The 24,722-nt window shown below is 44.6% G+C and carries 22 protein-coding genes; 12 read left to right on the forward strand and 10 right to left on the reverse strand.

Going from position 1 to position 24,722, the window contains the following annotated elements; all coding sequences use genetic code 11:
* Window positions 1-114 precede the first annotated feature (114 nt).
* The 4 genes from MHI25_RS12285 to MHI25_RS12300 all read left to right on the forward strand — a co-directional run bounded on the left by MHI25_RS12285 (window position 115) and on the right by MHI25_RS12300 (window position 4,537).
* Window positions 115-2,133, forward strand: coding sequence for a Na+/H+ antiporter (locus MHI25_RS12285; protein ID WP_076218941.1), 2,019 nt, complete (start codon window positions 115-117; stop codon window positions 2,131-2,133).
* A 2-nt stretch (window positions 2,134-2,135) separates the two neighbouring features.
* A complete protein-coding gene (locus MHI25_RS12290; protein ID WP_254847619.1) occupies window positions 2,136-2,660 on the forward strand; it encodes a GNAT family N-acetyltransferase in 525 nt (174 codons plus the stop codon).
* 2 nt (window positions 2,661-2,662) lie between these two features.
* A complete protein-coding gene (locus MHI25_RS12295) occupies window positions 2,663-3,124 on the forward strand; it encodes a DIP1984 family protein (protein ID WP_076183284.1) in 462 nt (153 codons plus the stop codon).
* A gap of 528 nt (window positions 3,125-3,652) precedes the next feature.
* Window positions 3,653-4,537, forward strand: coding sequence for a DegV family protein (locus tag MHI25_RS12300; protein WP_076189809.1), 885 nt, complete (start codon window positions 3,653-3,655; stop codon window positions 4,535-4,537).
* Between the two features lie 108 nt (window positions 4,538-4,645).
* On the opposite strand, the gene MHI25_RS12305 is transcribed toward MHI25_RS12300, so the two are convergent.
* From MHI25_RS12305 to MHI25_RS12325, 5 genes are all read right to left on the reverse strand, one after another.
* Window positions 4,646-5,074 (reverse strand): threonine/serine exporter family protein, encoded by a 429-nt coding sequence (locus tag MHI25_RS12305; protein ID WP_036685970.1) that lies wholly within the window; start codon window positions 5,072-5,074, stop codon window positions 4,646-4,648.
* Window positions 5,075-5,102: 28 nt separating this feature from the next.
* Complete coding sequence (locus MHI25_RS12310) at window positions 5,103-5,867, reverse strand: threonine/serine exporter family protein (protein WP_340395488.1); 765 nt, start codon at window positions 5,865-5,867, stop codon at window positions 5,103-5,105.
* 157 nt (window positions 5,868-6,024) lie between these two features.
* The gene (locus MHI25_RS12315) at window positions 6,025-7,287 is read right to left on the reverse strand and encodes a DNA polymerase IV (protein WP_076189810.1); all 1,263 of its coding nucleotides are present in this window, start codon (window positions 7,285-7,287) and stop codon (window positions 6,025-6,027) included.
* Between the two features lie 81 nt (window positions 7,288-7,368).
* The gene (locus MHI25_RS12320) at window positions 7,369-7,971 is read right to left on the reverse strand and encodes a YitT family protein (RefSeq protein WP_038570150.1); all 603 of its coding nucleotides are present in this window, start codon (window positions 7,969-7,971) and stop codon (window positions 7,369-7,371) included.
* A gap of 2,243 nt (window positions 7,972-10,214) precedes the next feature.
* A complete protein-coding gene (locus MHI25_RS12325; protein WP_076280856.1) occupies window positions 10,215-11,081 on the reverse strand; it encodes an AraC family transcriptional regulator in 867 nt (288 codons plus the stop codon).
* A 165-nt stretch (window positions 11,082-11,246) separates the two neighbouring features.
* Between MHI25_RS12325 and MHI25_RS12330 the strand changes: the two genes are divergently transcribed.
* The 4 genes from MHI25_RS12330 to MHI25_RS12345 all read left to right on the forward strand — a co-directional run bounded on the left by MHI25_RS12330 (window position 11,247) and on the right by MHI25_RS12345 (window position 14,939).
* Window positions 11,247-13,211 (forward strand): beta-L-arabinofuranosidase domain-containing protein, encoded by a 1,965-nt coding sequence (locus tag MHI25_RS12330; protein WP_076212730.1) that lies wholly within the window; start codon window positions 11,247-11,249, stop codon window positions 13,209-13,211.
* Between the two features lie 91 nt (window positions 13,212-13,302).
* The gene (locus tag MHI25_RS12335; RefSeq protein WP_256721407.1) at window positions 13,303-13,872 is read left to right on the forward strand and encodes an HIT family protein; all 570 of its coding nucleotides are present in this window, start codon (window positions 13,303-13,305) and stop codon (window positions 13,870-13,872) included.
* Between the two features lie 18 nt (window positions 13,873-13,890).
* Window positions 13,891-14,526, forward strand: a complete 636-nt coding sequence (locus MHI25_RS12340; RefSeq protein ID WP_076212728.1) for a pyridoxamine 5'-phosphate oxidase family protein — start codon at window positions 13,891-13,893, stop codon at window positions 14,524-14,526.
* A gap of 104 nt (window positions 14,527-14,630) precedes the next feature.
* Window positions 14,631-14,939, forward strand: a complete 309-nt coding sequence (locus MHI25_RS12345; RefSeq protein ID WP_076130570.1) for a hypothetical protein — start codon at window positions 14,631-14,633, stop codon at window positions 14,937-14,939.
* A 100-nt stretch (window positions 14,940-15,039) separates the two neighbouring features.
* Here the strand turns inward: MHI25_RS12345 and MHI25_RS12350 are convergent, their stop codons facing one another.
* Window positions 15,040-17,475 (reverse strand): glycosyl transferase, encoded by a 2,436-nt coding sequence (locus MHI25_RS12350; RefSeq protein ID WP_036685988.1) that lies wholly within the window; start codon window positions 17,473-17,475, stop codon window positions 15,040-15,042.
* Window positions 17,476-17,651: 176 nt separating this feature from the next.
* Window positions 17,652-18,707 (reverse strand): LacI family DNA-binding transcriptional regulator, encoded by a 1,056-nt coding sequence (locus MHI25_RS12355; protein WP_036685989.1) that lies wholly within the window; start codon window positions 18,705-18,707, stop codon window positions 17,652-17,654.
* 288 nt (window positions 18,708-18,995) lie between these two features.
* On the opposite strand from MHI25_RS12355, the gene MHI25_RS12360 reads away from it, so the two are divergent.
* Window positions 18,996-20,018, forward strand: a complete 1,023-nt coding sequence (locus MHI25_RS12360; protein WP_339190625.1) for an ABC transporter substrate-binding protein — start codon at window positions 18,996-18,998, stop codon at window positions 20,016-20,018.
* Between the two features lie 121 nt (window positions 20,019-20,139).
* A complete protein-coding gene (locus MHI25_RS12365; protein ID WP_340395489.1) occupies window positions 20,140-21,735 on the forward strand; it encodes a helix-turn-helix domain-containing protein in 1,596 nt (531 codons plus the stop codon).
* Between the two features lies 1 nt (window position 21,736).
* Here the strand turns inward: MHI25_RS12365 and MHI25_RS12370 are convergent, their stop codons facing one another.
* A complete protein-coding gene (locus tag MHI25_RS12370) occupies window positions 21,737-21,928 on the reverse strand; it encodes a DUF6199 family natural product biosynthesis protein (RefSeq protein WP_076130567.1) in 192 nt (63 codons plus the stop codon).
* A 256-nt stretch (window positions 21,929-22,184) separates the two neighbouring features.
* Between MHI25_RS12370 and MHI25_RS12375 the strand changes: the two genes are divergently transcribed.
* Both MHI25_RS12375 and MHI25_RS12380 read left to right on the forward strand, forming a co-directional pair.
* Window positions 22,185-23,081, forward strand: coding sequence for an SDR family oxidoreductase (locus MHI25_RS12375; protein ID WP_076141729.1), 897 nt, complete (start codon window positions 22,185-22,187; stop codon window positions 23,079-23,081).
* Between the two features lie 260 nt (window positions 23,082-23,341).
* A complete protein-coding gene (locus MHI25_RS12380) occupies window positions 23,342-23,659 on the forward strand; it encodes a hypothetical protein (protein ID WP_339190628.1) in 318 nt (105 codons plus the stop codon).
* Here the strand turns inward: MHI25_RS12380 and MHI25_RS12385 are convergent.
* Window positions 23,649-24,326, reverse strand: coding sequence for a DUF1796 family putative cysteine peptidase (locus MHI25_RS12385; protein ID WP_340395490.1), 678 nt, complete (start codon window positions 24,324-24,326; stop codon window positions 23,649-23,651). The genes MHI25_RS12380 and MHI25_RS12385 overlap by 11 nt on opposite strands.
* Window positions 24,327-24,459: 133 nt before the next feature.
* On the reverse strand, window positions 24,460-24,708 hold the full coding sequence (locus MHI25_RS12390) for a hypothetical protein (protein ID WP_076136059.1): 249 nt from the start codon (window positions 24,706-24,708) through the stop codon (window positions 24,460-24,462).
* Window positions 24,709-24,722: the final 14 nt, after the last annotated feature.

A 24,722-nucleotide genomic window follows, 5' to 3' on the forward strand; every position in this document is an offset into this window, starting at 1 on the left:
AATTTTTGTGGAATTTGTAGGGGATTTTAATGTTAAGAATCTTTTGCTAGATTTTGCCCTTGCCTAAAGCTTTGCGATATAATAATCAAATATAAAAAAGGGAGTTGATGTGGTTTGGAGACATTTCTAGTTGTACTCGTCCTACTTGGGCTTATCGCAATATCCAACATCATAAACCGATTCATTCCCTTCGTGCCGATACCCTTAATACAAATTGGCTTGGGTGTAGTGGTCGTACTATTGCCTTTGGGAATACATATGTCACTGGAGCCAGAGTTGTTTTTCGTGTTATTTATTGCTCCGCTTTTGTTCAATGACGGAAAGCGAACACCGAGAAATGAGTTATGGAACCTGCGGGCTCCAATCTTAATGCTGGCACTAGGCTTGGTATTTGCTACAGTGCTTATCGCTGGATATTCCATTAACTGGATGATCCCCACCATTCCACTCGCAGCTGCTTTTGCGCTGGCAGCGATCTTATCGCCGACAGATGCTGTGGCGGTAAGTGCAATCGCTGGGAGAGTACATCTTCCCAAGAGTATTCATCGTATTCTAGAGGGCGAATCATTGATGAATGATGCCTCTGGCCTTGTTGCGTTTAACTTCGCTATTGCAGCAGCTGTTACAGGCATATTTTCTTTGCCGAAAGCCTCCATTAGCTTTGTGATTATCGCTTTAGGTGGGCTAATTGTCGGAGCAATACTCGCGTTTCTACTGATTCGGTTCAGTGTATTTATCCGCAGACTGGGGATGGAGGACATCACAGTACATGTGCTGCTGCAAATCCTGACTCCTTTCATTGTGTATCTGATCAGTGAAGAAATAGGGGTATCCGGCATTTTAGCTGTGGTTGCAGCGGGGATAATTCATGCGGTCGAGAAGGACCGTGCGGTCTCGCCACAGTATAAGCTACAGCTGGTATCTGCCAGCACATGGTCTGTGCTGCTCTACATCTTGAATGGCTTGGTTTTCCTTATTCTCGGATTGTCGATTCCAGATGTTATTGAAGTGATCTACCGGGATACAGCGGTGGACAATCTTATGGTGATTGGTTATGTATTAGCGATAACGTTACTGCTTTTTGTGCTGCGTTTTATATGGGTATATGTATTTTCCCTGGCTGGCGCCGGCCTGCAAAAAATGGAAAAATCGTCTATTAAGTCCATGCTAATCCTGACTATTTCAGGAGTGCGAGGCGCGGTTACTTTAGCCGGTGCCTTTTCGATTCCTTTTGTGTTAGGAGATGGCTCACCTTTTCCTGAACGTGATCTAATTATCTTTATCGCTGCGGGTGTGATTCTGATGTCGCTGCTGATCGCTAGTATCTTTTTACCAATTCTCGCAGGTAAAGAAGAGCCGGTTGCCGAACCAGGGGACACTGAGGTTGAACAGGCGGCCAAATCTAAGGTCGTTGCTGCCGGGATAACGCTGCTTCAAAGTATGATGACGGAGGAGAGCAAGGATTCCGCACAGCCAGCTTTGAGTGAATTCAGAGAAAAGGTTTATAGTCTGAACCGCGAGGATCAAGCGAACGATCCGGCATTTGAGGAACTCCGTCGGCTTGGGGTTGAAGCAAGGATAGTGGGCTTGCATGCTGAACGCAAAGAGCTGACCCGATTGCTTACTAACAATGAGATTCCTGCCTCAGTGGCTCAGAAAATGGAAGAATTCTTGGATCATAGTGAAGTTTTCTTAGCCAGAAGTCTCAACTCTCAAATTAGATTATCCCTTACAGAGATTAGAAGGCTATTTGCGGGGATGTTCTCAGGACAAAACGAACGGGAAGCTAGCCAACAAATGCTGCAACAGGCTGAATGTGCAAGAAAAGCTAAGGTTTCTATGTCCCGCGCAGCAATAGCTGCTGTTAATGCAAGTATGAATGAGAACAACCGAAAAGCAGTAGAGAAGGTTGCATGCAGTTATGAGCAACTAATCGCACGCTTCGAGCAGGGTCAAGGTTGGACAAAGGATGGTCTCGTTGATGATCAAAAGCTTGAATTGAAACTGAAAGCTATTCAGGAGCAACGGGATAAGGTGCAGCAAATGTACCAGGATGGAACTATTAACCGCAAGCTAGCCGGTAAATTACGCAAGTTCGTCGATCATTTGGAAACATCCATTTGGGAGGATTAGCTGTGTTGAACAAAGTAGTGGGAGAAAGTTTGTTATTCACTGAAATTCGCGAAGAGCATCTGTCGGATGTACTCGATATTTATAACTATTACGTGCTGAACACTACGGTTTCTTTTCATACCGAGCCTTTAAGTTTGGACGAAATGCGGCAATCAGTGATGAATGATGATCCGCGGTTCAAATCATACGTTATATTATCCTGGGATAATGTTATTCAGGGCTATGTTCTGATTGCTAGACATAAGAGTAAGCCGGCTTATGATAGCTCTGGGGAGATCAGTGTGTATTTGAAACCTGCTTGTGTGGGTAAAAGAATAGGACAGCATGCCTTACGCTTTATTGAAAAGAGAGCTGCCGAACTGGATTTCCATGTGTTAGTAGCTACCGTTTGCGCAGAGAATGAACGCAGTCGCCAGCTTTTCTCAAAGAATGGATATGAACAATGTGCCTACTTCAAGGAGATTGGTTGTAAATTTGGTCGAAGACTGGATATCGCCAGCTATCAGAAAATCTTAGGGGGAACTTAAAGATGAAACTTGCGGAAGCATTAGTGAACCGAAGTGATCTTACCCGTAAAATCGCGCAGCTAAAGCAGCGGCTCGATCGGGTCGTTAAGGTGCAGGAGGGGGAAGATCCGGCAGAGCAGCCGGAGGCTCTTTTGCATGAGCTAGAAATAGCTGTTAACGAGCAGACGATTTTGATTCGAGCGATTAATCGAACGAATTCATCTGTTGCCTTCAATGAGAATTGGAGTATTGCCGATGCCCTAGCCGAACGGGATAAAATGCTTCAGCTGCGGAAGCTGTTTAGCGATTTGCTTGAGCAAGCTTCGATCACTCAGGATCGGTATAGCCGCTCTGAGGTTCGTTTCCAGAGAACGATAGATGTCGCTGAGATTCAGAAGCGGATTGATGAACTGTCTAAGTCTTATCGCGAGTTGGATTTTAAAATTCAGGAGAAAAACTGGACGGTAGCCTTAATCACACCGTAAAAAGCTTTATCACAGCAGAAGGTAACTGATCTTCATAAAAGCGAGCGCAACCCGCCAACAGGGAAAGTTGGACAAATTGACAGATGCCGGGCCATATCTGACCAATCATAACTTAGCCCCGTACTGTAACAACTGTAAAGAGTACCTATTAATGTAACTACCAAGCGCTGATTTATGTAAGAACGGTGAGGGTGGGGACGGGGATATTTTTGCTGTGGTTAGGCTTTTACATAACATGAACTGTCTCTATTAGGATAGGTATATTCGTCATACATAATGTGAAATAATGTCGAATAAAGTTGAAAAAAGTTGAATAAAATTTGCATTATCGGCCTGTTTTGCCTATCTTATCGCTCGTTATCTTGTATAATTTACGAATACGCACGAGGACTTCCTAAACCGCTGATCTATTCGTATGTTGATTGTACAGGATGAGAGAGTGATTCATTGGCCGAGAAGGTTTAGTGGCCCTTGTCTCTTCAAACATTCTACTATTCCTTTCATGAAAGAGAGAAGTGACAAGTGACCATGAAATCAATTGCCTGGGTAACCGACAGTACATGTACAATCGATCCTGAATTCGCCAAGAACAACCATGTGTATATTGTTCCTTTACGTCTGATTATTAACAACGAGTGTTATAAAGAAAATATAGATATTACGATCGATGAGTTCTATGAGAAAATGCGTCAGCATGATCAAGTAGGCAGCTCACAGCCGCCAATCGGTGAGTTTATCGAGTTATACGAACGGTTGAAGGAAGAATATGATGAGATTATCGCGGTGCATCTTTCGACAGGGCTTAGCGGAACATACAATGCTTCCATGCAAGGTGCTGAAATAGCGGAAGCTAATGTTATTGGAATTGATTCCAAGGTTGGCGCTTATCCGATTCGGGAAATGATTACGCGAGGTATTCATTGGCACAAGATGGGCTTTACTGGCCTAGAGATTAAAGAAAAGATAGAGAATATCATTCAAAATATGTCCTTCTACTTAATTCCTGCAAGCTTGTCCCAGCTTCACCGCAGTGGGCGTGTTTCTGGCACACAGGTAGTGCTTAGTCAATTATTGCGGATAAATTTGCTGCTGCGTTTTGACGAGGGGAAGGTCATTGTTGTGGAAAAAATCCGCACGATGAAGAAGACAAAGCAGGCGCTGTTAGATATCTTTAAACAGGATTGTGGACTTGTTAGCGATGTGTGCATCATGCATTCCAATAATTTAGAAATGGCGCTGAAGCTAGAAGAAGACATCAAAGAAATGGCGCCTGATTTACGTACGGAGATTATGACATACATTCCTGCCGTGGCTGTTCATGCGGGTGAAGGTACCGTAGGACTTTCTTGGATTAAAAATAACCGGATCAATAGTATTTATTCGGAGGTTGAACCTGTAGCAGTACTTGTGTAGATAGGACAGTAAACAAAGAAATCGCTTCTTGGAAGAGGGATGGATGATCCTCATTATACCAAGAGACGATTTCTTTTTTTGAATCTATGAGATGACGTTGTAAGAAGGTTATGCTTTGCTTGCACGACGGCGGAACATTTGTCCGATAACTTCACTCAGTACCAGTCCAGCCGCAATTGCGCCAGAGAGCATTAATGCCCGAACAGCGATTTCTACAGCCAGATTATAGTTCTCTTCCACAAATCTACGCATAGCATCGTAAGCAAGGCCACCCGGAACAAGTGGGATAATACCGCCTACACTAAAAATAATAACCGGCATTTTGAAGGATCGGGCAAACAACTGGCTGACGATGCCCACCACTACAGTAGCCGCAAACGTAGCAACAACAGGCCCACACTCTACATCAAGGATTACATACACCATCCAGCCTACCATTCCAGCAAAACCACACTGCAGTAGAGCGCGCTTAGGCGCATTAAATAAAATACAGAAGGTTGCCGCGGCGATAAAACTGGTTATAAGTTGCAAAATCATGAAGGGCTAACCTCTTTCACATGGAAAATTAAAATAGTGATAGTACAAGCCCAATGCCTGTACCGATCGCAAAAGCAGTTAGAAAGGCATCTGCTCCTTTGGATATGCCTGAGACCAGATGACCAGCCATCAGATCACGAACGGCATTAGTAATGAGTAGACCGGGTACTAGAGGCATCACGGAGCCGATGATGATTTTGTCCATTTCTTGACCTATGCCCAGCTTTACAGAATAGAAGGCTAGAAGTCCGATCAGGAAGGAAGCAGAGAACTCTGCAAAAAATCTAGTCTGCACAAGACGATGCAGGTAGATAACCGCAGCAAAACCTAACCCGGAAATCGGCAATGCGGGGAGAGCATCCCACAAGCTGCCCTTAAACATAACGGTGAAGCAAGCGCCGGTAAGCGCCGCTGCTATGATTTGCAGCCATACCGGATACACATGTGCGGCATCATCGACCTCTCCTAATCGTGTCCGAGCTTCCTCGGCTGTAATCTGACGCTCGTTCAGACGCCGCGAGATATCATTAACCTCCGAGACTTTCTGCAGATCTGTTGTCCGCTCGGCAATCCGATATAACTTAACGGGCTCCGTTCTATTGGTGGTGAACATAATAACGGTTGGCGTCACATAACTGTGTGCCCCTGGAAAACCGAGAGAAGCAGCCATACGTGTCATTGTATCTTCTACTCTGTAGGTTTCTGCACCGTTTTGCAGCATGATCTTGCCAGCAAGAAGACAGAGATCAACGATTTCATAATAGGTAGTGTTAGTGTTGCTCGTGCTTTCCAACTTCTCCGGTCCTCCCCTGGAATGTTACATATCTATGTGTATATACTTATGATTGTCGCTTCATTGTGTGAAAATAACAACCTCAATATAGCATTATAAACGATATGGGATATATTTTAATATAGTTTCAGAAATAAAATGTATAAAGATGCACTGTTTATTTATAGTGCCCGCCAATCTTTCCGGATCTGTCCTTAAGTTGTCCGGCATCTGTGAACGATGCGGCGCGTCCGATGATCGATTCCCCGTATTTATTCTTCAGCGCATCAGTGGCCCGTTCGAGCTCGCGGTAGCGGGGGCGCGACTCAAATAAGGTTAGCTGATATTGGCTTTCGTCAGACAGATTGGACAGGCTTAGATGAATTCGGCGCACAGGCTGACCTTCCCAATGCTGTTTGAAAAGAGCGAGGGCGGCCTCGTATACCAGCTGGGTTGCATTCGTAGGATCGCTCATCGTAGTCTGTCTCGAGAAGCCGCTGGGGTCATCAAAGCTGGCGCCTTGGCAGCCAACAGACACGACTGCACCATGCACCTTCAGTTTGCGGCTGCGCCTGCACACCAGCTCTGAGAGCTCCAAAATGATGGTCTTGATCTCTTGCAGTGTATAGTAATCCCGTGGCAGTGTCATTTGGTGCCCGACGCTCTTGGGTGCAACTTCATAGGTAGCGGGACTTACAGGGCTATCGTCGATGCCATTGGCAATTCGCCAATATAGCTCGGCATCGATATCGCATTTTTTATGGAATTTCTCCCGCATGCGCCATTTCAGCTCGCTTAGCGGCATCTGTGCCAAATGGCCTATCGTTGTGAGACCCATGCTTTGGAAGTGCGCGGACATGCGGCGGCCTACCATAAACAACTCACTAATGGGCAGCGGCCAAAGTACATCTGGAAGCTCTTCCTGAGTGAGGGTAAATAGACCCTCCGGGTTCTTCTTGGCCCACAGGTCGCAAGCCATTTTGGCGGTAACCTTGGAATAACCTATACCGATACGTGCGCGCACACCTGTATTTCTGCGGATTAAGTCCTGAATGGTCGTAGCGATCTGTCTTGGGCTTCCGAATAAGCTGAGGCTGCCGGTGATATCAATAAACTGCTCATCGATGGAATAAGGTTCTACGAGGTCACTGAATTTGCGTAGAATGTCCGTGATTTGGGAGGAAACATCGATATATTGCTGCATATGTGGTCTGACGACGATTACTTCGGGGCATTTCGCGAGTGCTTCCTTCAAAGTCTCAGCGGTAGTAATGCCAAAAGATTTGGCTAACGGACAAGCGGCAAGTACAATCCCGCTTCGTCTAGCCGGATCTCCGGCGACAATAAGCGGTTTGTTGCTATATTGCGGATTAGAGGCCTTCTCCACGGAGGCGTAAAAGCTCTGACAATCGGATAACAAAATAACACGCTCTTTATTCATAGATTCACACTCTCCAGGTGAGGTAGAGATACGGTAGATGATTTTCTTATTATTATAATACGAACATATGATCGTGTATATTCATATTTTTTTCCATTTCTCTTCAGTCTCCAAGGTGCAGAGACCTGTGGCCACACCCCCAGCGATAATCGTGAGGATGGAGTGGAAGAAGGTTTCTTTGGAAATCAGGAGTCCTCCCGCGCCGATAATTATAAAATCTGTCAAAAAAATGATGAGTCCAAGGTTAAGCGGGAGATACCTTTTGATATATTGAGCAAGCAGATCCGTTCCGCCTGTACTGGCTTTGAACCGCAGCATAAGCCCAAGACCCGTTCCCATTAAAAAACCGCCAATAATGGCGCTGGAAATGGAGCCGAACTCAAAATAATACAGAAAGTGGTACTGCAAAGGACCGAGAAGCTCAATCAGAAACGATGAGGTCAATAAACCTAATACACTATTGAAAAAGATATCGCGTTCCTTCAGCCAGGCTAACAGGAAAATCGGAAAGCTGCAGAGAAGGACAGCTATACCGATTTTGGCATCGGATAAATAATTGATGATGAGGGCTATTCCTATTATTCCCCCATCTAGGATTTTATATGGGACTAGAAAAAAATTAGTTGCTGCTGCAATGAGCAAGCTTCCGATCAGGATGATCGCGTATCTCAATAATGACTGCATATTTAACATCTCCACATTAAAGGCATGTCTTATAAATATGCTTGTCACTTCCAAAAAATTGCAGTGAAGCAAAAAAACTGATTTCGGGCCTAATCATGCGGACCCAGGAGCCGCTATTAGGCAGATACAAGGTATTTTTTCGAGCTAACGGACCCAGTTGCAGCTATTCCCACAAATGTGGTCCGATTGCGAGCAAATTATGAGCAATAAGAGCTATACAGTCCGAAATTTCCGAAAAATGGGCCGAAAATCATAAATAGGTGCAATAGGGTCCGATACGATCAACAGACATTTGAGTAATTCACGCCCAGCCTCCATGCGGACCCAGAAGACCTTATTAGGCAGTAACAAGGCATTTTTTCGAGCTAACGGACTCAGTTGCAGCTATTCCCACAAATGTGGTCCGATTGCGAGCAAATTATGAGCAATAAGAGCTATACAGTCCGAAATTTCCGAAAAATGGGTCGGAAATCACAAATAGGTGCAATAGGGTCCGATACGATCAAGATCGAGCAAAAGGTAGCTGATTTCGAGACGTAGACAGCTAGGTTGTGCAACAGGTAACAAATTCTGCGCACGGAGTAGCTAGGTTAAGCCATAGGTAAATAATTCCGCACGGAGTAGCTAGATTAAGCCATAGGTAGCTAATTCCGCACAGTGTAGATAGGTTGAGTACAGGTAACTAATTTCGCACGGAGTAGATAGGTTAAGCCATAGGTAGCTAATTCCGCACACGGTATAGATAGGTCGAGCTATAGGTAGCTATTCCGCACAGTGTAGCTAGGTTGAGCCCCAGACAGTTAGTTTAACAATGGCTAGCACGTTTAGGAGCAAATTTGGCAGGCGGCGTTCTTTTCAGCAACTGTTCGGACTCAGTTGCTCTTATTTCCATGATTCCGCTCGTTTTGTCACACTATCGGACTCAGTTGCAGCTATTCCCACAAATGTGGTCCGATTGCGAGCAAATTATGAGCAATAAGAGCTATACAGTCCGAAATTTCCGAAAAATGGGCCGAAAATCACAAATAGGTGCAATAGGGTCCGATACGATCAAGATCGAGCAAAAGGTAGCTGATTTCGAGAATTAGACAGCTAGGTTGAGCCCCAGACAGCTAGTTTAAACAATGGCTAGCACGTTTAGGAGCAAATTTGGCAGGCGGCGTTCTTTTCAGCAACTGTTCGGACTCAGTTGCTCTTATTTCCATGATTCCGCTCGTTTTGTCACACTATCGGACGCAGTTGCAGCTATTCGCTCAAATGTGCTCTTTTTCTGCGCAAATCAAGGGTAATAAGAACTATACAGTCCGAAACCTTCGCAAAATGAACCCATATGCTGAAATAGCTGCAATACGGTCCGATACGATCAAGATCGAGCAAAAGGTAGCTGATTTCGAGACGTAGGCGGCTAGTTTGAACAACAGGTACTAATTTCTCGCAGAGTAGCTAGGTTGAGCCCCAGACAGCTAGTTTAAACAATGGGCAGCACGATTAGGATCAAATTCGGCAGGCGGTGTTCTTTTTAGCAACTGTTCGGACTCAGTTGCCCTTATTTCCATGATTTCGCTCGTTTTGTCACACTATCGGACGCAGTTGCAGCTATTCCCACAAATGTAGTCCGATTTGGAGCAAATTATGAGCAATAAGAGCTATGCAGTCCGAAACTGCTGCAAAATGGATCGAAAATCACAAATAGCTGCAATCCGGTCCGCAACGGGGAATGCTATGAATGGATGATTAAGCAGACGCATCTCCGGGGGATACAGAGAGTAGTGTGATGGCTATACAGAGAGTTACTTGTTGATAAGCTTTAGAGGGTCGAGCCGCATAATCAGCGTTGATCTATGGTAAGTATGAGTGCGCCACGCCTAGGAAGGTAAACTGGTAAAATTATTGCAAGAAGCAAGAAGCAAGAAGCAAGAAGCAAGAAGCAAGAAGCAAGAAGCAAGAAGCAAGAAGCAAGAAGCAAGAAGCAAGGAGCAAGAAGCAGCAGAAGGATTTAGGCGGATCACGGGTACACAAGAAATGTGCCAAGCGGAGTACTGCTCCATCATAATAGTTACCTAAGTTTCTCCGATCTAGAGGAGCATCTCGCATCTCGCATCTCGCGTCCCATTAATCCATAGCTGATCACGTAAGCCAGCAGCGCAGAAGAAAGCCAGCAGCACACAAGAAAGCTACAACAGCGCACCGCATTAACAACGAAAACAGCACGCCTCCAATTATGAGGCATGCTGTTTTTGCCGTTATCGGGAATACCGCTTGCGGAAGCGAAGCGGAGAGATTCCAATCTGCTGAGTAAAGCGACGCGAGAAGTAGGCGGTGCTCTCGAAACCGATACGTTCTGCGATCGCAGCTATAGGCATCTCTGTCTTAAGCAGAAGCAGCTTGGCCTGTTCCAAACGGTAATCCGTTAAATACTCCATCGGAGTCAGTCCATATACGCGTTTCATGCAGCGGGCAAGGTAGTTATAATGAAAATGCAGCGCATCCGCCAGAGAGGCATTGGAGAGAGGCTCCGCATAATGATTGCGGATATAAGTCTCTGTCCTCTCGGCGATCTCTACCGCATGACTTTCTGAAGTATCATGCTGCGCTAGATCCATCATCCGCAGCATTTCTTCAAAAATCCTTTGCTGCTCCCAAACTGCACTGGAACGTCTTCCAGTGGACAGCTGTAAAAGCTTCTCAGCTTGTCCACTCCGTTTAAAGGGATCAGGAAGGGGACCAAACTGCGGGATGCGAATGGTATATGGATGAGTAAGAAACTGCCGGAAATGTGTCTCTCGGTTGATATACACGGGCTCGCCATCAGAACTTGACCAATCTGCGAGGGTATGAAAATGAATCCAGATAAACGAAGTCAGCTCCTCGCAACACTTAACGGAATAATGATAGCGGTCAGGCAGCAGAAGCAGCGTATGCCCAGCCGCAACCTCCCATTGATTATGCTCTTCACCGATAAATAGGCAACCTTGCTCTACAATAATCAGATCAAATAAGCCGATATGGCTTCTATTTGGATGCTGCTCTCCGGGTTGATAAACAGTGTGATTGCATTCCAGAAAATATGGAAAAGGCGGCGCTGCGAAATGTACATAGGAAGGACTCACTGTGTTCTACCTCTCTTTTTATCGTAGTCCGAGCTCAAATAGTCCTTGAAAATAGGAGTGTGAAATAGTACAAAAAAGGGGTTGCTTCTGATTATATTTTTTATCTATTGTACGCTCTATAATTGTAATTAGCGAGTATAAAATAAGGCTAAGGGGAAGATGATGATGAATAAAACGATCCAGGATCAGCAAGTTGTAAAAGATCAATCCGTTAGCATTAAAGATGATTTCTGGGGAAGTTATATAAAGCTGGTTCAGGATGTTGTAATCCCATATCAATATGAGGCATTGCACGACAAAGCAGCGGGAGCTGAGCCCAGTCATGCCATTGCTAACTTTGAGATTGCTGCGGGCCGGAAGACCGGTGAATTTTACGGCTGGGTATTTCAAGACAGTGATGTAGCCAAGTGGCTGGAGGCCGTAGGTTATTCCTTAAGCATCAAACGTGACCCTGAGCTGGAGCGTCAAGCGGATGAAGTGATTGACCTCGTTGGAGAAGCGCAGCAGGAAGACGGGTACTTAAATACTTATTTTACGATAAAAGAACCCGGCAAACGCTGGACTAATCTGAACGATTGCCACGAGCTGTACTGTGCTGGGCATTTCATTGAGGCAGCCGTTTCTTATTACGAGGCTACAGGCAAAAGAAAACTGCTCAACATCATGTGCCGAATGGTTGATCATATCGATTCTGTGTTTGGTCCGGAAGAAGGCAAAATGCGGGGATATGATGGCCATCAGGAGATTGAGCTTGCGCTCGTGAAGCTGTATCGGCTCACAGGTGAGGAGCGGTATTTGAAGCTCAGCAGCTTTTTTATTAATGAGCGAGGTCAACAGCCGAATTTCCTAAAGCAACAATGGGATAATCTGGGGAGTATCAATTTTTTTACAGGTCAGAAGGAGAATTTAGATTTAAAATATTACCAAAGTCATCTTCCGGTAAGAGAACAGGAAGTGGCTGTAGGACACGCTGTGCGTGCGGTTTATATGTATACTGCTATGGCTGATCTAGCCGCACTTACGGGAGATGACACCCTTCGCGAAGCATGCGAGAGACTGTGGAATAACATCACTACTAAGCAAATGTACATTACTGGCGGGATCGGATCTACGCATCGGGGTGAGGCTTTCACCTTCGATTATGATCTGCCTAACGATTCGGTGTACGCAGAGACTTGTGCATCTATTGGGTTGATCTTTTTTGCACAGCGGATGCTGAGAATATCGCCGGATGCACGTTATGCCGACGTGATGGAGCGGGCGCTTTATAACAATGTGTTGGGTTCAATGGCACAGGATGGTAAGCACTATTTTTATGTGAATCCACTGGAAGTATGGCCTAAGGCATGCAGCTGCAATCCAGATAAACATCATGTGAAGTCCGAGCGCCAAGGTTGGTTTGGCTGCGCTTGCTGTCCTCCGAATGTGGCGCGTCTGCTGACTTCGCTTAATCAATATATCTATACGATCCATGGTGATACGCTCTATACGAATTTGTATATTGGGAGTGAGCTGACAACAAAGCTGGGTGGAACAGATGTTGCGATTCAGCAAGAGAGTAACTATCCATGGGAAGGTACAGTCTCGTTGAAGATTAATCCTGCAGCGGAAGCAGAGTTTGGGATTGCCTTGCGGATTCCATCTTGGAGCCAAGGAATGGAGATCAGAGTCAACGGTGAAGCAATGAATACTGCTGAGAACATCGAGCAGGGATACCTCGTTATCCGGAGACTGTGGAGAGCAGGAGATGTAATCGAAGTGCATGACCCTATGGAGGCACATCGTATCTACGCACATCCAAGTTTGCGTGCTGATGCTCAAAAAGTAACGATTCAGCGTGGACCTCTTGTGTATTGTCTTGAAAGTATCGATAATGGTGAGCCGTTAAGCTCGATTTCTTTAAAAGAAGGCAGTGAACTTACTGCGGCTTTTGATGAGACGTTGCTCGGCGGCGCTGTTGTTGTCGAGGCAGAGGGGCTACGTGTAGATAAAGAGGGCTGGAGTGGTGAGCTTTACAGCAGAGTCAAGGCACCAGTTCAAACCGTAAAAGTTAAGGCGGTTCCGTATTACTTATGGGGAAATCGTGGCAGTGGTGAAATGAAGGTATGGATTCCGGAAGCCAGCGTTTAAGTTATAGGTAGACATAGATCTCGGGAATGGCTGTAGTTTATCAACATTTACCGATGAGGACAGCTGTAATTTACAGTCTGTCCTTTTCTTTTTGCAAAAAGGAGAACACACGCGAAATGGCGAAATTAGAAGAAACATAGAAATATTCTTAAATCCTATAACAGTGGAGGCGGGCTATATTTATAATCATGCTCCAGAGGGTTATACTTGTCCCTTTTGTTTGTTGGTTTCGGGCATTGAAAATGAAGATGTGCATTCTAAGCAAGCGGATATTATTTATAAAGATCATTACATAACGGCTTTTATTGCTTCTCATTGGTATCCGAATAATGAAGGGCATGTTCTAATCATCCCTAATCAGCATATCGAGAATATTTACACATTGGAGGTTGAGATCTCAAACCGGATACATGAGCTGGAAATTGAAATTGCTAAAGGTCTTAAAGAAGTTTATAAATGTGATGGCGTTTCTTCTAGACAACATAATGAGCCGGATGGCAGCCAAGATGTATGGCATTATCATTTACATGTGTTTCCAAGATATCATGGGGATAATCTGTATGGTACTTTTGGGAAGTTATCGGATGAATCAACAAGAAAAAATTTCGCCCAATTATTAAGCGGATATTTGAGCAAAAATAAGAACATTGGGGCTTATTAAGTTGAGAGAGGGAGAAGTATGAAGTCAAACTTTTTCGAAAAAGTTATAGAGTCAGAAGAAGAGCTAAGGTCTTTATTTGGGTACCCAAGCGAATTGGTTAACAACAAAACCATAACTGTTATAGATCATCATTGCCGTGATTATATCTCAAAATCCCCAATGCTTTTTATGGCTACAAGCGGTTCGTCCGGTGCTTGTGATGTCTCTCCGCGCGGGGACGCAGAAGGTTTTGTTCACGTGTTGGATGATAAACATTTAGTGATCCCTGAACGCCCTGGGAATAGACGGTTTGATTCTTTGCGGAATATACTTGAGAACCCAAAAGTCGGTTTGATATTCATCATCCCCGGACTTGAAGAAACATTAAGAATAAATGGGCACGCGAGTATAGTTAAGGATGAAGATATATTGAAACCTATGGAAGCGCATGGTAAAGTCCCGATCATTGGAATTGGCGTGGAAGTAGAAGAATGTTATATGCATTGTGCAAAAGCCTTTAAGCGGTCACATTTGTGGGATGACGATCATTGGCTTGCGAAAGAAGTCTTGCCTAATCCATCAAAAATACTGGCGCAGCATGCCCGTAAACTTGGAGTTACTCCAGAGGATATCTCAAAATCACTAAAAGAAAGCTATGAAAAACGGCTATATTAACATTTTCGACTTAGAAATGGAATGGGATTTGCCCTTCATTGTATGCTATATTTGATCTGGATAAGGTAACTGATCATTTTACAGATAATAATGGAGGCATCACAATGAGTAAACGTTATCGGATGACAAGAGCAATGCAGAATGCTGGAGATTCAGCAACAACCCTATCTTTAGAAGAGTGTAAGCAATATTTCGCATCCAAACCTGATTTCACCTATACATCAGTTTTTACAGTAACAGGTGCCACTACCATGTCCATTGAGGGAGATTTCTTTATGTGGAGCTATGGTGATACAACAATCCCATTTAGACATTATCAGGGCGATATTTATGTTTCTGGCGCCAATGAAGCCGTGATTCCTAGAATGCTTGAGGTCGCGAGTGATTTAAGAGCAGATATTGTGGAAGGGTAAAAAAAAGATGCCCCCTGAATCCTTCAGGGGGCATCCCACTGTTAATTTTAGATCCGATCCGCTCAATCGTTCAAACGAACGGTGAGCGGATTTTTTTGTATTAACCCAGTTCTACAACTACTTGGTGTACAGCACCGTCTCCAACAGGAGTGATGATGTTACCTTCTACAGCTGCGCCATCCAAGGTAAGACTAGCTACACCTTTGGATACATGGTTCGGGTTCTTGATTTGAATCACATAAGTATCTCCACGGAAGACACGGGTGATTTCAAAGCTGTCCCACTCTGTAGGAATACAAGGATCGATCTTCAGACCATTGAAGTCCGCTTGAATACCAAGGATAGATTGTGTAATCGCTACATAGTTCCAAGCAGCAGTACCAGTTAACCAGGAGTTTTTAGCTTCCCCATGGCGAACGGCATCTTTACCTGCGATCATTTGCGAGTATACATAAGGTTCAGTACGGTGAATTTCACTGATGTCCTCCAAGTAAGCAGGAGCAATTTTAGCGTAAATTTCAAACGCTCTGTCGCCATGTCCAAGTACAGTTTCAGCGATCATGATCCAAGGGTTATTGTGGCAGAAAATACCAGCATTTTCTTTGTAGCCCGGAGGGTACGTAGAAATTTCACCCAGGTTCAGATAGTACTTGGAATATGGTGGCTGTTGCAATACGATACCGTATTTAGTATCCAAATGCTCTTGCACGGAAGTCAGAGCTTTTTCAGCTTGACCATCTTCCACACCGATACCGGCCATAACACAGATACCTTGTGGTTCGATGAAGATTTTACCTTCTTCGTTTTCTTTGGAACCGATCTTGTCGCCATAGTGGTCATAAGCGCGCAGGAACCAGTCACCATCGAAACCGTGAGTGAGTGTGATTTCACGCATGTTGTCAATCTTAGCTTCTGCATCCGTAGCTACGTCATTAAGTCCGCGCATCCGGCAGATTTCTGCATAGTCCGGTCCAACGAAGACGAACAGACCCGCGATAAATACGGATTCCGCTACGCGGCCTTCGATGTTGGCAGTAGTTTGGAAAGATTCGCCTGGTTCTGTAGAGAAGCAGTTCAGGTTCAAGCAGTCATTCCAGTCTGCACGACCGATCAGCGGCAAGCCGTGAGGTCCGAGATTGTTAGTTACATGCTCGAAGGAGCGTTTCAAGTGCTCAAACAGAGTAGCTGTGTTATCCGGATTGCTGTCAAAAGGAACCTGCTCATCAAGAATCGATGTGTCGCCAGTTTCTTTGATGTAAGCAGCTGTGCCGAGGATCAACCAAAGCGGGTCATCATTAAAGCCGGTACCGACTTCATTGTTACCTTTTTTGGTGAGCGGCTGGTATTGGTGATAGGCACTGCCGTCTTCAAATTGTGTAGCGGCGATATCGAGAATACGTTCTTTAGCACGTTCAGGAATTTGGTGCACAAATCCGAGCAAGTCTTGGTTAGAATCGCGGAAGCCCATACCACGGCCAATACCGGATTCAAAGTAAGAAGCGGAACGGGACATGTTGAAGGTAACCATACATTGATATGGATTCCAGATGTTAACCATACGGTTCAACTTGTCGTCGCCACTTTGGATTTGATATTTGGACAACAGGTTATCCCAGTGTGCAGCCAGTGCAGCCAAAGCAGCATCCACTTGAGCGTCTGTAGCAAATTGCTCGATCATAGCCTCTGCTGGTTTTTTGTTGATTACGTTCAGAGATTCCCATTTGTCTTCTTCTGGGTTTTCAATGTAACCAAGGACAAAGATGAAGCTTTGCTCTTCGCCCGGCTCCAGAGTAATGTTCAGGGCGTGCGATCCGATAGGGGACCAGCCGCTCGCTACCGAGTTAGTTGGTTCACCTGCAGCAACAGCTTGCGGGCTTTCCAGACCATTGTACATCCCTACGAAAGCTTCGCGGTCAGTATCAAAGCCGGCGATTTCTTTGTTAACAGAGTAGAAAGCGTAGTGGTTTCTGCGCTCACGGTATTCTGTTTTGTGATAGATAACAGAACCCTTCACTTCAACCTCACCAGTGCTGAGATTGCGTTGGAAGTTAGTCATATCATCTTGTGCATTCCAAAGACAGAACTCTGCAAAAGAGAACAGTTTAACGGATTTCTTCGCGGAACCCGTGTTTTTCACTACAAGACGATGTACTTCAGCGTTATGACCCATAGGTACAAAAGCAAGCTGGTTTACAGAGATACCGTTGCGTTCACCAGTAATGGAGGTGTAGCCAAGACCGTGACGGCATTCGTAGAAGTCCAGATCACGTTTTACTGGCATCCAGCCTGGAGTCCAGAAATCACCATCATCATAAAGATAGTAGTAACGGCCGCCAGCATCCATTGGGATATTGTTGTAACGGTAACGGGTCAATCTTCTGAGACGAGCGTCTCTATAGAAGGTATAGCCACCAGCAGTATTAGAAATAAGTCCGAAAAATTGTTCATTACCAAGGTAGTTAATCCAAGGGTAAGGTGTTTTTGGTGTGTTAATTACATACTCTTTACGAGTGTCGTCAAAGGTACCGAATTTCATGTGAGAAAGTCTCCTTTCGATTGTGAACGCGCGTTTATAAGTTTCAGGAAAAATTCCCTCGAGGGAAGGGATTCTTTCCGTTGTTTCTAAAAGATAGTATTAGGCAGTGATTTCGAGACCCAATGATAGCAGCTCCACAGAAAAATATGTATTCTTCAGTGAATGATGAATCTGTGCTACTTCTTCGGCGGTTGACAGGAATCTCTCTCCACTAAACGAGCTGGAAAGCTGATCGTGCTGAAAGTCGGCTGCTGTGAATCACACAGCTCGATTACTTTTTCCACTGCAGCCTTGGACATTTCATAAATCGGCAAGCGTACAGAGGTCAGCTTAGGCTGAATACGGGATGCCAGCTGAATGTCATCGAAACCCGCAATGGAGATATCCTCAGGGACAATGATTCCATGTTCGGAGAACGCTTCCATCGCTGAAATAGCCATGTCATCGTTGGAAGAGAAAAAGGCAGTCGGCAAAGGTTCACCAGAAGCAAGCAGCTTCTTGACCTCTTCATAAGCCGTCTCTTTCAGAAAATCACCCTTAAGAATAAACTTTTCATTCATAGGCAGACCATGTTTTTTCAGCGTGTCCTCATAGGCCGTGTAGCGTTCTCGACCAGAGTACGTATTCATTTGCCCACAGATGATGCCGATCTCTTGATGGCCTAAGGAGATTAAATGTTCAATCACTTCTGTGGTGCCCTCGTAATCTTTGGAATTCACAATGGCCAAATGATTGCGGTCAAGATGCTCCGACATAATCTCTGAGATATCATAATCAATCAGTACTAGCGGAGAATCGAGTCCCACCATTTCGCGGACGATATTAATATCCTTCTGAGTGCCGACAATTATACCACCGTCAATCCGTTTTTGCAGAAAAGCTTGTTTTACCTTCAGAAAATCGTCCGGAGAGTATACCGTATGAATCAGAACGTAACATCCGCGGGCATTCGACGTGTCGACTACGGCATCGACGAATGGTGCAAAGTAATTGTTCTGATAAATTCGGGTAGTGTTCTCTTTCTCGTTCATACTGATGGCGAACAATCCGATGGTATCGGTTTTCTTACCGGCCAGAGCCCGTGCAAAGCTGTTCGGTTCGTACTGATGTTGCTCAATCACCCGCAGCACTTTGGCCCGGGTTTCTTCAGGAACATTGGAATAGTTGTTGATCACGCGGGATACCGTACTTCGGGAAACCCCGGCCAACTTAGCAATATCTTCGCTGCGCATGTTTCCCCTCTTTTCATAAACGCGCGTTTATGAGTTTATTGTAAGCGAAAGCATCGTATAAATCAATCGTAAAATAAGAAATTTTGCGATTAAATTAATAAAGGATGACATATTTTTAATAGAAGAAGAATCCTACCGAATAATGATAGAGCAGAACAACTAGAAATAGTTTGTATAAGTTTTTTGCGGAGAAAGTGCATTGAAAGCTATGAAAGTCATGCTACTATTGTGATAAAGGTTATTGAGAATGATAATCAATGACAATAAAGCATAGGAGTGAAGGGATCAATGGCAAGATGGGGTCAGAAGTTTTTATGGGCAGCGGTACTTATAATGGCAATAACTGCGCTGGCAGCATGCGGAACGAATAACAATACTGCGAAAGAAAACGTTGCTAAGACACAGAATGCAGAGGAATCTACCTCAGCGAGCACTAGCGCACCAACTGAAGGAAATGGAAATGCCGCAGAAGAGGGTGCAACTCGGACGATTGCCGGGGAATTCGGGGATGTTGAAATTCCAGTTAAACCGCAACGGGTAGCCGGGATCTATGTTGAAGATTATTTGAAGGCATTGGGCATTACCCCGGTGGTGCAGTGGTATCATCCAAGCTGGGGCAAACAGGATTATTTAAATCTTGATGTACCAGAATTTGATATTACCGGTAGTATGGAAGTGTTGCTGGAAAAAGACCCTGACTTGATTATTGTGGATGGAGGTGCGGATGCGGCGAAATATGAACAATATTCCAAGATAGCACCAACCTATCGTCTACCTGAGGCGGTGTTGCAAGACTCAAGACAAGTGCTTACGGCTATTGCAGATGCGCTCGGTATTCCGGAGAAGGCGGAATCTGTCCTTGCAGCGTACGATCAGAAAGTGGCAGAGGGGAAAGCTAAGCTGCAACAGGCCCTAGGTCAGGAAAAAGTAGCAGTGATCCGGCTCAACGTAGCGGATAAAACCTTTGCTCTATTCGGTGTTAAAAACCGTTTCACCGGTGTAATTTATTCTCAATTTGGCCTGACACCTGTGCCTATGGCGGCAGAAATGACCGAATATCAATCTATTATCTCCGAAGAGCTTATCCCTCAGCTCGAAGCGGATCATATCATTGTGTTCCCTGACAACGGGGGCTGGGATACTGAAGGGAATCAGGAAGCGACTCAAATCCTTGATGGCCCGTTGTGGAAGAGCTTGCCGGCGGTGAAGAACGGGAATGTTTATAGAATGGAACGTTCCCACTGGCAGACTGGTGCCATCACAGCCAATTCGATGAAGCTTGATGACTTGCTGAAAGCTATGGTGAAATAAAACGGCAGCCGTCGTAAGGAATAGCATAAAGAAGGTCTATCAGCATAGTTGATAGACCTTCTTTTTTATTCTAAACTATAGTAAAGTGAATGAAAATGGTTCTCAATTGGAGGGCGCTAGAATGGCAGAAGATTTACAAGACAGCAATAAAAAGAGGCTATTCTATAGCTTGATTAACATAGAAGCCCAATCCTTATCGGTGAACGGACAGACCTTAGTGTTTCAAAATCATACCCTGATCATTGTATCGGAAGGACAGGGATGGTTAGAAGCCGAGGAGAAGCGTTTTCCTCTGGAAAAAGGTGTCGGGTTCTTGTTCGAACCTGGGCTAATAAGCAAAATCAATGCCGAGGAGCGAGGACTTAGCTTCTATAGGCTTACGTTTGAAGTCATCGAAACGGGGGGAAGCAGGCAGAGTGGAATGGAAAAGGGGACTAAAGAAGGAATTCTCCAGTCCGGCCCGCTAAGCTGCAGACCTTTTTCACAATGTGCATTACTGCTGGAGGCTATCTATCATAGTCGCAGAAGTACGGAAGAGATTGAATGGTTCGCAGGCCATACCCGCTTTCAAGAGTTACTGCTGCTGATCATGCGGGCAAATTCCTCTGTCATCCAGATGAAAGGAGCCCATGAGGCGGTACAGCGTTCCATCCGCTATATGCAGGAACACTACAATCACGCCATAACCGTCGATCAATTAGCTGAAGTGGCAGGCATTACACGTGCACGCTACACACAGATTTTTAAAGAAGTGACAGGGCGGATTCCCTTAGAGCATTTGAACGGACTTCGTATTGAAAGGGCGCAGCAGCAGTTGCTGCTTACGAATGACCGTATGCATGATATCGCGTTATCTGTAGGGTATAGCAATGAGTATTATTTTAACCGGCGTTTCAAAAGATCGGTGGGCGTTACGCCCGGCCAATACAGAAGCTTCCATCAGGAAGGGCTGCGGGTGTTCGCTCCTTTTCTGGAAGACTACCTGCTGGCTCTGGATATTACACCGGTGGCGCAATATTCTCACGCTCAGTGGGGGAAGCAAGAGTATCTGTCCCTCCTCGATGTGCCTGCGGTTGATATTTCGACTGGCGATTGGCAGGAGCTCTCCCAGTACATGCCCGAACTGATCCTGCTGGATGATGGCTTTCAGCGTTGGCACCTGGATGAGTGCAGCCAAATTGCTCCGTTGTTCAAGCTGCCTTTTCATCAAGAGGATTGGCGGGCCACGTTATTTTCCGCAGCAGCCGTCTTTGGCAGAACGGATCGTGTCCAGGAAGTGATCGGCAATTATGAGCATCGGGCGCAGCAAGCTAGACGAGAGCTAAACCGTTCTGTCCAAGGGCAGACTGTAGCATGCCTAAGAATATCTTCCTACGGAATCAATCTCTATGGATGCGGGCAATTGGGGTATACAGGTAGCGTACTCCATGATGATTTAGGTTTGCAGCCCCATGCCTTGGTTCCGAAGTTGACTCGTGGACAGAAGCGGGTGAGCCTAACAAGAGAAGAGCTTGCGAGCCTCACTGCAGATCATTTGTTCATTACCTTTGATCGACAGGAAGGAGAAGGACGGGAGCTGTTGGATACACCGCTTTGGCGCAATCTGCCCGCTGTTCGTAATCGTTGTGTATATGAGGTGGATTTTATGGCCTGGATGAATTATGGGGTATTGTCGCATCAGCGCAAGATTGAAGATGTGTTAAGAGCGTTAGGGTAAGTCAGAAACTAGTCCAGATAAAAAAGAGGATAATAAGTGCCACTATACTGCTGATGCGAGTCATTAATAAATAGGCATCACTGGGTTCTACATCACCTTTCATCATCCAGCCATAGCGCATGTACCATCCCAAATGAGGAAAGAAGATATTAAGCAATGCTAATAGTACAAAGAGGAATATAAAAAAGCCCATGATTTATCACTCCTTTATCTAATGTATACGCCAGACTATACGGAGCGTTCCCTAACTAACAAGTGAGCTTCCATATATTTATTTTTAGGCGGGGGATACCCTAGCCACCTTGACAGGTGGTTGGGGTATTTTTGCGGCACTATTCAAGGCTATGTTATTGAAGGTGAATGTTTAGAGGCGTGCTTGTTGTGTTTACATAACAAAGAGTTCGGAAAATATAAAAATGTATTTCTAAAAATAAAGGAGGAATTGATCGATGTCTAACCAATATACGATGCAAGATCCTACCACTCAGTACACTAAGGCTGGACCGGAATTTCAGCAGCAACAAGAGGAGCCGGGTCTGCAGAAGAAAATGAATCCAGTACCTGATACAGGAGAAGATACCTATAAAGGAACTGGGCGTCTGACCGGACGTAAAGCGTTAGTTACGGGAGCCGACAGCGGTATAGGCCGTGCTGTTGCTATTGCTTTTGCTCGTGAGGGGGCAGATATTGTTCTATCTTATATGCCCGAGGAAGAGGAAGATGCAAAGCAGGTGGTCAAGCTAGTGCAGGAAGCGGGTCGTACTGCAATCGCCATTCCAGGCGATCTGAAGGATGAGACATACTGCGAACAACTCGTCGATACTGCGGTTAAAGAGCTAGGTGGAATTGATATTTTAGCCAATATCGCGGGCAAACAGCAATTCGTTCCAGACATCGCTGATCTCACTACGAAGCATTTTGACGACACATTTAAGACGAACGTGTATGCTATGTTCTGGCTGTGCAAAGCTGCGGTGAAGCATATGCAACCGGGCAGCACCATTATTAACACTTCTTCTATTCAAGCTTATAATCCCTCACCGATCCTTTTGGACTACGCGACCACCAAGGCTGCTATTAATACATTCAGTAAGTCTCTCGCTCAGCAAGTAGCTGATAAGGGGATTCGCGTCAATGTAGTAGCACCTGGTCCCGTATGGACACCTCTTCAAGTTGTGGGTGGGCAACCGGAGGAAGTGCTGAAGGAGTTCGGGTCGAGCACACCACTAGGTCGTCCGGGACAGCCTGCGGAGATGGCTCCGGCATATGTATTCCTGGCTAGCCAGGAATCTAGCTATATCAGTGGCGAAACACTGAATGCGAACGGCGGAACTCCAACTCCATAAACCGCTCAGCGGAATGTTGATATTGTAAATACGGCGAAGCATCCAAAAGTACCCTGCTAATTTTAGCTGTGGGGTGCTTTTGTTTTTATATATAGAAAGGAGTATTATAGAATTCGAGACTTTTTCTCCCATTATTTTCATGGAATATGATCTATACTGATCAAGATTGTCGAATATATAGTTTTCCTGCGATTACCCAAGAAATAATTTGAACGGCTCTAAGTTATAGGGGAGACCCAGAAAGAATTAGGAGATGTATGATGCGAAAAAAGAAACTAGCGATCCTCACCATTTGCTGTGTCTTATTCATGGCGTGTTTTCAATCGGGATCTGTCCTTGCGGATAAAGGAAACGGAACAGTAGTAGATAGTGGAACCAAGGAAAGGCTGATGGAGAAGTATGATCTTGTAGAGCCTGAACCCGCAAATCCAGCAGCGCATGGGAGTCAATACGATTTTGGAATTAGTAACCCTATTTCTTTATTGGTCAGCATCAGTAGGCTGTATTTGTATCCATATATTTTTGCAGCAGAGGAAATAATTAATCATATGATCGATCAAAGCGAAATTAGTTATTAGTTACGTGTATGTCTTTCAAAATATAATCCCAGCTATCATAATCGTTCATATCCTCAGGAACTTCTAACACACAAATATTATTTATGTTCCAATTTAATTCTTGTACCGAGGTTGATTCACGAACGGGAATAAGAATAAGAATAATAAATTCGTTCGGTTTTAATAAATCAGACAAAATTGACTGTAGCTCTACAGCCTGTTCATATGAGGCGGACCATCTAATGAATAAAGTTTTTTTACTGTGGATTAACTTGTCCCAAAATCTATTAATTCGTAATTCCAGCTTCGCTTTATACGAAGGATAGGTTATAGACCAGTGTTTACCTTGGTGGATTGGAAAATCATGAACTGAGATAATGTTATATAAAGTATCCTGAATAAAATAGGATTTCACTAGTGCATTTTTATTCCCATTAGGATAGACTGGTAATCCATCCTCCAGAAAAAAATGTGTTTCATCAAGAATTTGCAGATTTATTAATTCCATGAAATTTTGAAATCTATTCTTATAAAGTCTATTTACATCAGCCAATGAATAAGAAACCATCCAGTCGAGCGGCATGGAGAATTTCCTTAAGCTATTTCTTTGCAGATTTATAGCAGGAGCACAAGACATCCCTAAGCTTACTATTAAATCATAGCTTTTTTTCACAGCTTGTAATTTCATGGACTCACCCATTTTCAATCAGATTCAGTTTCTAATAAATTATATACACCATTTTCTAGGATTGATTGGACTTTAAGTGCAATGAGATACACAGGAAAAAGAGAGCAGCAATTTTCACTGCCCCCTAAACCTATTAGTTACGTTGTAACAAAATATATCCGCTAATGCTTGAAGTTTTTTTACGAAAGACCACTTTAAAACCAACATCGTTGTCTAATAAGCAAGCCAAAGCGGTGTTAAGCAATCCGTTGGGTCTCAAGCTAGGTCTGCACGGCACGGCATTTCCAATAACACGGGCGGCAATAATCCTACGTGCTGATCCAGCAACCAAAGGATTTCTGCTCCAACTGATCAATACTAAATCTGGCTGACGAGTAGCCATGGAAGATCTACCCC

It is taken from the genome of Paenibacillus sp. FSL E2-0177 (genome assembly GCF_037992975.1).
Classification (GTDB): Bacteria; Bacillota; Bacilli; order Paenibacillales; family Paenibacillaceae; genus Paenibacillus_AQ; species Paenibacillus_AQ odorifer.